We start from the raw sequence: 7,503 nt of genomic DNA, 5'->3' as shown, positions 1-7,503 counted from the left end.
AATACTGAAAATGGCTATGGCGGAACAGCAAGCTATTTTATATATTTGAAAACAGCAGACTAAAATTGAATAGCCACCCACAAGGGCAGCCGAGAAAATCGACTGTCCTTTTTCTATGCGTATGAGCAGAAAGGAGCGCCCAACCATGACAAAGCCAAGAGAGAAAACCCGCGAGGAGTTGCAAGCCGAGATTGAGGACGGAAAGAAGAAAATCCGGCAGTTTGAGAACCGAGAAAAGATGTTGCATCAGAAGCTATCCAAAGAGGAACGCAGAACGCGCAGCCACCGCCTTATTGTCCGGGGCGCAGTCTTTGAAAGCATTGTGCCGGAAGCAAAGAACATGACCGACGAGGAAGCCACAGCACTTCTCCGGCTTGCCTTGACGAGTGAACCAGCGCGGGAATATCTGAAAAAACGAGCCGAGGGAGCGACAAGCTAAATAATCCCTTGGCAACAAGGGCGCACTTATACACCCTTGCGGGCGTGTGCGCTCTGCCGAGGGCTTATCTCCGCACAGGGAGATTTCCCCGCGCTCCGATATGGCGGCTTTGCCGCAACAAGGGGCTGCACCCCTTGCGCCGCTTTGCGGCTATCCCTGCACACCCACAAAAACAGTACACCCGCCGTTGGCGTCTGTACCATTTTTGCGGGTTTTATTATCCTATCCGGGAGGTGATACCCATAGCCATTTACCATTGGAACATCGGCATTGTGAGCCGAGGAAAAGGCAAATCAGCCGTTGCCGCAGCCGCCTACCGAAGCGGTGAAAAGCTGACAAACGAATGGGACGGAATGACCCATGACTACACCCGCAAAGGCGGCGTTGTCCATACCGAAATCATGCTGCCGCCCCACGCACCGCCCTCATTCGCTGACCGTTCTACCTTATGGAACAGCGTGGAGCTTTACGAGAAAGCCGGGAACGCCCAGCTTGCCAGAGAGATTGACGCGGCGCTCCCCATAGAATTATCCAGAGAGGAACAGATCCGGCTTGTCCGGGAATACTGTTCCTCTCAATTTGTTTCCAGAGGAATGTGTGTGGATTTTGCCATTCACGACACCGACAGCGGCAATCCCCATTGTCATATCATGCTTACCATGCGCCCCCTTGACGAGCGCGGCACATGGGCGGCGAAATCCAAAAAGGAATATGACCTTGACGAAAACGGCGAGCGTATCCGCTTGCCAAGCGGCAGATACAAAACCCACAAAGTTGACCTTACAGGCTGGAACAGCCAAGAGAATGCGCTTGTTTGGCGCAAGGCATGGGCTGATATTTCAAACGACTATCTTGAGCGTGCCGGAAGCCCGGAGCGTATCGACCACCGCAGCAACGCCGAGCGCGGCATAGACGAGCTGCCCACCGTCCACATGGGCGTGGCGGCTTGCCAGATGGAGAAGAAAGGTATCGCCACCGAGAAAGGCGAACTGAACCGAAATATCCAAAAGGCAAACCGCCTTATCCGGGAAATCCGGGCGCAGATTGGGAAGCTCAAAGAGTGGGTTGCCGACCTGTTCAAAGCGCGGGAAACCGCCCCGGAACAGCCGCCGCAATCTCCCAACCTTGCAAATCTGCTGATGAAGTATTTGAGCGTTCAGAGAGAAAAGAGCCGGAAGTATTCGCAGAGTTGGCAACAACAGCACGCAGCCGATGAACTGAAAACCATAGCGGCGGCGGTCAACTATCTTTCCGAGCATGGTATCTCTAATCTTGACGAGCTGGACGCTTCTCTTTCCTCTGTCAGTGATAAAGCCTATTCAATCCGGGAGGGAATGAAAACCGCCGAGCAGCGCATGAAAGAACTGCAAAAGCTCTTGGAGCACGGCAGAAATTATCAGACCTACAAGCCCATACAGGACGAGTATCGGCAAATCCGCTGGAAAGGAAAACAGGAGAAGTTTGCGGAAGCTCGCCGCGCCGAGCTTACCCTATGGGACGCGGCAAACCGCTATCTCCATGCAAATCTGCCGAAAGGAACAAAGACCTTGCCTATTGCGGAATGGGAACAGGAATATGCTGACCTCAAAACACAGAGGGACAGCGATTATACCAAACTGAAAGATACCCGCGCCGAGGTTGCCGAGCTTCAAAAAATCCGCAGGTGCGTGGATATTGCACTCCGCGCCGACCAACCGGAGCAGATGCAGAGCCGCACCAAGCGGCATGAACAGGAGCGATAAGAAAAAGGACGGGCAAGCGGTTTTGCCTGTCCGTCCTAAACACTTTCCGATAAACTGGAATTGGGTTAGTTAATCGGTGGAGCAGAAGGATTGCTTACCTTGTAGTAGCTCCCACCAATGATAATATATGCTTCGCTACCTCTATCTTCGTAGGTAAAAGCACTTTCGCCTTTCACATAGAATTCATAACTTTCCGAGCCTTCTACTGCTTCTGGCTCATCGCAAGCAGTCAGCTTCAAATCATAGAACCAGTTAATAACAGGGGTTGTAGATAAATCATTGGAGTCATATTCCTCTGAACCAATTTCAAATGCAGTTTCTTCTCCTTGTGAGTAGAAAGACACTGTAATCATTGTTGTAGGTTCGGGGAAAAAATACACTTCTGAAGCACTAACAGCCTTTTGATTGCAACCGACCAAACCTAACACACAAACTAATGCTAAGACAAGTGTTATCAACTTCTTCATACAATCACACTCCTTTGTCAAATTCAAGTTTGTTGACTTTATTTTACTTCAAAACTATGAACAATTCAACCACAGAAAGAGAGTTATTAACCATGTATTACACCCAAGAACAGATAGACCGAGCGAACCAAGCCGACCTTGTTTCTTTCCTGCAATCGCAGGGCGAGCAGCTTACCCGCGCCGGACAGGAGTACCGCTGGAAGCGGCATGACAGCCTGACAATCCGGGGAAACAAGTGGTACAGGCACAGCCAGAGCAAGGGCGGCGCACCCATTGATTTTGTCATGGAGTTTTTCGGCAAGAGCTTTACCGAAGCCGTTGAAATGCTGACAGGCGAAAAAGGAGCCGCCCCGCCGCCGGACAGATCAAGCCCCGCGCCCATTTCTGACTTCCGACTGCCGCCCCGCAGCCCCGACAACCGCATAGCGAGGAACTACCTCACAGCAGCCCGCCGCATTGATGAAGATGTGTCGGGCTTTTTCTTTGCCCGTGGCGATATTTACGAGGACGCAGCCCACCACAACGCCGTATTCGTGGGGCGGGACGAGGACGGAATACCACGCTACGCCCACCAGCGCGGAACAACCGGGAGCTTCCGGCTTGATGTGAAAGGCTGCGACAAAGCCTTTAACTTCTGCTACCGGGGCGAGGGCGAAAGATTGTTTGTCTTTGAAGCCCCGATAGACCTCTTATCTTTCCTCTGCCTGTTCAAAAAGGATTGGCAAAAGCAAAGCTATCTGGCGTTGGGCGGCGTGGGCGAAAAAGCCCTTTTGCGTTTCCTTTCTGATCGTCTGAACATCAAAACCGTTTACCTCTGCCTTGACAGCGACAACGCCGGAAACGATGCTTGCAGCCGCCTTGCGGAGCTTGTGCCGGAGGGCTTGACCGTTCACCGCCTTGTGCCGCTTTACAAGGACTGGAACGAGGTATTGCAGCACCGGGCAGAAATCGCGGACGGGAAGTATATCCGGGAAGCGATTTACGGCTTGAAAGAGCCGCCGCAGGAAGAAACCGTTGAGATTATCCGCATGAGCGAGGTTGACACGCAAACCGTTGAATGGCTATGGGAGCCGTATATTCCCTTTGGGAAAGTAACCATTGTGCAAGGCAATCCCGGCGAGGGCAAGACCACTTTTGCCCTACGCCTTGCCGCCGCCTGCACCACCGGAGGAACGCTGCCGGGAATGAAATCCTTGCCGCCATTCCAAGTGATTTACCAGACCGCCGAGGACGGGCTGGGCGATACCGTCAAGCCACGCTTGATAGAAGCAGAAGCCGACCTTGACCGCGTACTTGTGATTGATGAAGCCAAGCGGGAGCTTACCCTCTCCGACGAGCGCATAGAAAAGGCAATCACGCAGAACGGGGCGCGGCTGATTATCCTTGACCCCATACAGGCGTATATGGGCGAAAAGACCGACATGAACCGGGCAAACGAAGTGCGCCCCATGTTCCGCCGCCTTGCCGATGTTGCCGAGCGTACCGGGTGCGCCGTTATCCTTATCGGACATCTCAACAAAGCTGCCGGAGGGCAGAGCGCATACCGGGGCTTAGGCTCTATCGACTTCCGCGCCGCAGCAAGGAGCGTCCTGCTGATCGGGCGCGTGAAGCGAGAACCGAATGTGCGCGTTATCGTCCATGACAAATCTTCCCTTGCGCCGGAGGGCAAGCCCGTTGCCTTTTGCCTTGACCCGGAAACGGGCTTTTCGTGGATAGGCGAATACGACATCACCGCCGACGAGCTGCTGTCCGGCGCGGGCGGCAACACCGCCACCAAGACCGAACAGGCGGAACGGCTGATACTTGACCTGCTTGCAGACGGGAAAGAGCTTGCCAGCGAGGACATTGTAAAAGCCGCAGCCGAAGCCGGAATATCCGAGAGGACGGTACAGAACGCCAAGCGCAACATGGGCGGCATTTTAGGCGCAAGGCGTGTCGGCGGTCAATGGTACAACTTCATCAAGAAGAAGCAGCCACCCGAACCCGCAAGCTGAAAGTGCAAAACGCAGACCCTTTGCACTTTGCACTTTCGCACTTTCACGATAATTTGCGTCAATAACTCAAAAAAGCACTTGACAAAACGCTTCATGGGGAACAGAAAAAGATATACGACCATATGCTGATCCTGAATTTGAAAATAATATTATTCTCACAGAAACAGAGAGTCTTACTATGTCAAGCAGACCAAAGAATCCGAAATACGCCAGGAATAAAAACATTCTGGTAATTGGCGGTTCCGGTTCTGGAAAAACCAGATTTTTTGTAAAGCCTAACATTATGCAGATGCACAGCTCTTATGTGATTACTGATCCGAAGGGAACTGTGCTTCTGGAGGTTGGCAGTATGCTGGCAAAAGGCAGTCCGATGACGGATGAGAATGGAAAAATCGTGCGGGACAAAGAGGGAAAAGTTATATACGAACCGTATAAAATCAAAGTTTTGAATACAATTAACTTCAAAAAATCCATGCACTATAATCCATTTGTATATATCCGCAGTGAAAAAGATATTCTAAAACTGGTAACAACCATTATTGCTAACACCAAAGGTGAAGGGCAGCAATCAGGTGAGGATTTTTGGGTAAAGGCGGAAAAACTCTATTATTGTGCCCTGATTGGCTATATCTGGTATGAAGGCAGGGAAGAAGAAAAAAATTTTAATACTCTGTTGGAAATGATCAATGCGTCAGAAGCCAGGGAAGATGATGAGAATTTCAAGAATTCAGTAGATCTGATGTTTGATGAACTGGAGCAGAAAGACCCGAACCATTTTGCGGTAAGGCAGTACAAAAAATACAAGCTGGCTGCAGGTAAGACAGCAAAATCTATTCTGATCAGTTGTGGTGCAAGACTCGCACCCTTTGATATTGCGGAACTGCGGGAGCTTATGAGTTATGACGAGCTGGAATTGGATCTGGTTGGTGACAGGAAAACTGCATTGTTTGTTATTATTTCAGATACCGATGATACCTTTAATTTTATTGTTTCTATTATGTACACACAGCTTTTTAATCTGCTCTGTGACAGAGCTGATGATGTATATGGAGGCAGACTTCCAATTCATGTGAGGTGTCTCCTGGACGAGTTTGCGAATATCGGACAAATTCCTAAATTTGAAAAATTGATTGCTACGATTAGAAGCCGGGAAATCTCAGCTTCTATTATTTTGCAGTCAAAGTCTCAGCTTAAGGCAATTTATAAGGATAATGCCGATACCATCGAAGGGAACTGTGATACGACCTTATTCCTAGGGGGAAAGGAAAAAACGACATTAAAGGAAATAGCGGAGATTTTGGGAAAAGAAACCATAGATCTGTATAACACATCGGATACGAGAGGCAGTCAGCGGTCTTATGGAATGAACTACCAGAAAACAGGAAAGGAGTTGATGAGCCAGGATGAAATAGCAGTTATGGACGGAGGAAAATGTATTCTGCAGGTGAGAGGTGTCAGACCATTTTTCTCAAATAAATACGATATTTGCAAACATAAAAACTACAAATATCTGTCCGATTATGACAAAAAGAATACCTTTGATATTGAAAAATATCTGAGTACTAATCTGATATTGAAACCAGAGGATGAAGTGGAACTGTATCAGATGTAACTTCTCGACAAATTGTCGGGAAGTGGATTATGGGAGGAAATCATGAATAATTTGGAAAAAAGGAACAGTCGGTATCCATCGACGAAAATGAATATACCGACTGTACGTGTGAGGAATTTTCCAAGTAGAAAATCCTATGCTTAGTGTAGCACAAAAGGCAGGGTTTATATAGTGTTTTCTTCCCTTTCTGGAAAAAATCTAAGAAAGGATTGGAAAATGTAAGTTTTCCAAAGGTACACTTATGGCATTTTTTACAACGGCAATTACGACCTTAAAAACATTGGTTTGTGCGATCGGAGCCGGACTTGCAGCTTGGGGAGTGATCAATCTGCTGGAAGGATATGGAACGGACAATCCAGGTGCAAATGATCATGTACGGTAAAGAAGCAAACAACCGAAAACAAGAGATAGACTGCCAGCACCACACTATTCCGAACCAAAGAAACCAAAGACCAAAAGACAAGCACCGTGGAAATGTGTATAACTTGCTATTCCGTCATGGAAAAGTCCGTTCACAGAACATGGAAAAGCTAAAGTGCAGCTTTCCCACATTCTGCAAACGGACTTTCCCACAACTCCATAAGACAGCAAGTTATGCACATTACGCACAGTGCCGACTGCTGCGGAAGCCCTCTCATTTCATTATCTATTCAAGAAAATAAATTATGAATTTTTTCTTAACACTACTGCGGTAGTGTTGACAACCGATTAAGAAAGGTGTAATGTGTAATCAAACAGAAACTACTGCGGTCTTGTGGAAAGGAGGAAACAAATGGATATTAAACTTTTCGATTCAGAATTGAAAGTAATGTGTGTGCTTTGGAACGAGGGCGACACCACTGCAAAACACATATCCGACGTTCTGAAAAAAGAAATTGGCTGGAACATGAATACTACCTACACACTGATAAAAAGGTGTATCAAAAAAGGGGCGATTGAACGTTCCGAGCCTAATTTCATGTGCCATGCCCTTATTCCCAAAGAAGAAGTACAGGAAGCGGAAACAAAAGAATTGGTTGACAAGATTTATGACGGTTCAGTTGACAAACTGTTTGCAGCCCTGTTAGGCAGAAAAAAGCTTTCCGCTGAACAGATTCAGAAGCTCAAGCAGATTGTGGAAGATTTGGAATGAGGTGACAAACTATAAACAGTCAAGAGAATTTTGAAATTTTTTTGAATTGTAAAAATGGGTAACTTTAATAAGCCATCTGAATACATCGTATTTCAGATGGGAGAAATTAGTATTAAT

General features: G+C 48.0%; 6 protein-coding genes and 1 pseudogene. 6 read left to right on the top strand and 1 reads right to left on the bottom strand.

Annotation, left to right across the window (positions count from 1 at the left end):
- The first annotated feature begins 145 nt into the window (after positions 1-145).
- Positions 146-439 carry a DUF3847 domain-containing protein gene (locus H8Z82_RS16370; protein ID WP_186995706.1) on the top strand — a complete coding sequence of 98 codons (294 nt, stop codon included), beginning with the start codon at positions 146-148 and terminating at the stop codon, positions 437-439.
- 134 nt (positions 440-573) lie between these two features.
- The gene (mobQ, locus tag H8Z82_RS16365; protein WP_330608024.1) at positions 574-2,181 is read left to right on the top strand and encodes a MobQ family relaxase; all 1,608 of its coding nucleotides are present in this window, start codon (positions 574-576) and stop codon (positions 2,179-2,181) included.
- Between the two features lie 65 nt (positions 2,182-2,246).
- Here the strand turns inward: mobQ and H8Z82_RS16360 are convergent, their stop codons facing one another.
- Entirely contained in the window at positions 2,247-2,648 is a 402-nt protein-coding gene (locus H8Z82_RS16360) for a hypothetical protein (protein WP_186995705.1), read from the bottom strand.
- Positions 2,649-2,740: 92 nt separating this feature from the next.
- On the opposite strand from H8Z82_RS16360, the gene H8Z82_RS16355 reads away from it, so the two are divergent.
- From H8Z82_RS16355 to H8Z82_RS16340, 4 genes and pseudogenes are all read left to right on the top strand, one after another.
- Complete coding sequence (locus H8Z82_RS16355) at positions 2,741-4,642, top strand: AAA family ATPase (RefSeq protein WP_186995704.1); 1,902 nt, start codon at positions 2,741-2,743, stop codon at positions 4,640-4,642.
- A gap of 85 nt (positions 4,643-4,727) precedes the next feature.
- Positions 4,728-6,254: pseudogene (locus H8Z82_RS16350) on the top strand (VirD4-like conjugal transfer protein, CD1115 family); the annotation flags it as partial.
- 241 nt (positions 6,255-6,495) lie between these two features.
- Positions 6,496-6,636: a Maff2 family mobile element protein gene (locus H8Z82_RS16345; RefSeq protein WP_186995702.1), complete on the top strand. Its 141-nt coding sequence runs from the start codon at positions 6,496-6,498 to the stop codon at positions 6,634-6,636.
- Positions 6,637-7,026: 390 nt separating this feature from the next.
- On the top strand, positions 7,027-7,386 hold the full coding sequence (locus H8Z82_RS16340; RefSeq protein ID WP_008704785.1) for a BlaI/MecI/CopY family transcriptional regulator: 360 nt from the start codon (positions 7,027-7,029) through the stop codon (positions 7,384-7,386).
- The last annotated feature ends 117 nt before the right edge of the window (positions 7,387-7,503 follow it).

It is taken from the genome of Blautia difficilis, assembly GCF_014297245.1.
GTDB classification, from domain to species: Bacteria; Bacillota; Clostridia; order Lachnospirales; family Lachnospiraceae; genus Blautia_A; species Blautia_A difficilis.
Note: the sequence above shows the minus strand (reverse complement) of the source record. Positions and strands in the feature narration are given on the sequence as shown.

What these genes read in the sequence shown, in the direction of transcription:
- H8Z82_RS16355 (WP_186995704.1), top strand. Translation starts at nt 2,741, where the DNA reads ATGTATTACACCCAAGAACAGATAGACCGAGCGAACCAAGCCGACCTT.
- H8Z82_RS16345 (WP_186995702.1), top strand. Translation starts at nt 6,496, where the DNA reads ATGGCATTTTTTACAACGGCAATTACGACCTTAAAAACATTGGTTTGT.
- H8Z82_RS16360 (WP_186995705.1), bottom strand. Translation starts at nt 2,648, where the DNA reads ATGAAGAAGTTGATAACACTTGTCTTAGCATTAGTTTGTGTGTTAGGT.
- H8Z82_RS16370 (WP_186995706.1), top strand. Translation starts at nt 146, where the DNA reads ATGACAAAGCCAAGAGAGAAAACCCGCGAGGAGTTGCAAGCCGAGATT.
- H8Z82_RS16340 (WP_008704785.1), top strand. Translation starts at nt 7,027, where the DNA reads ATGGATATTAAACTTTTCGATTCAGAATTGAAAGTAATGTGTGTGCTT.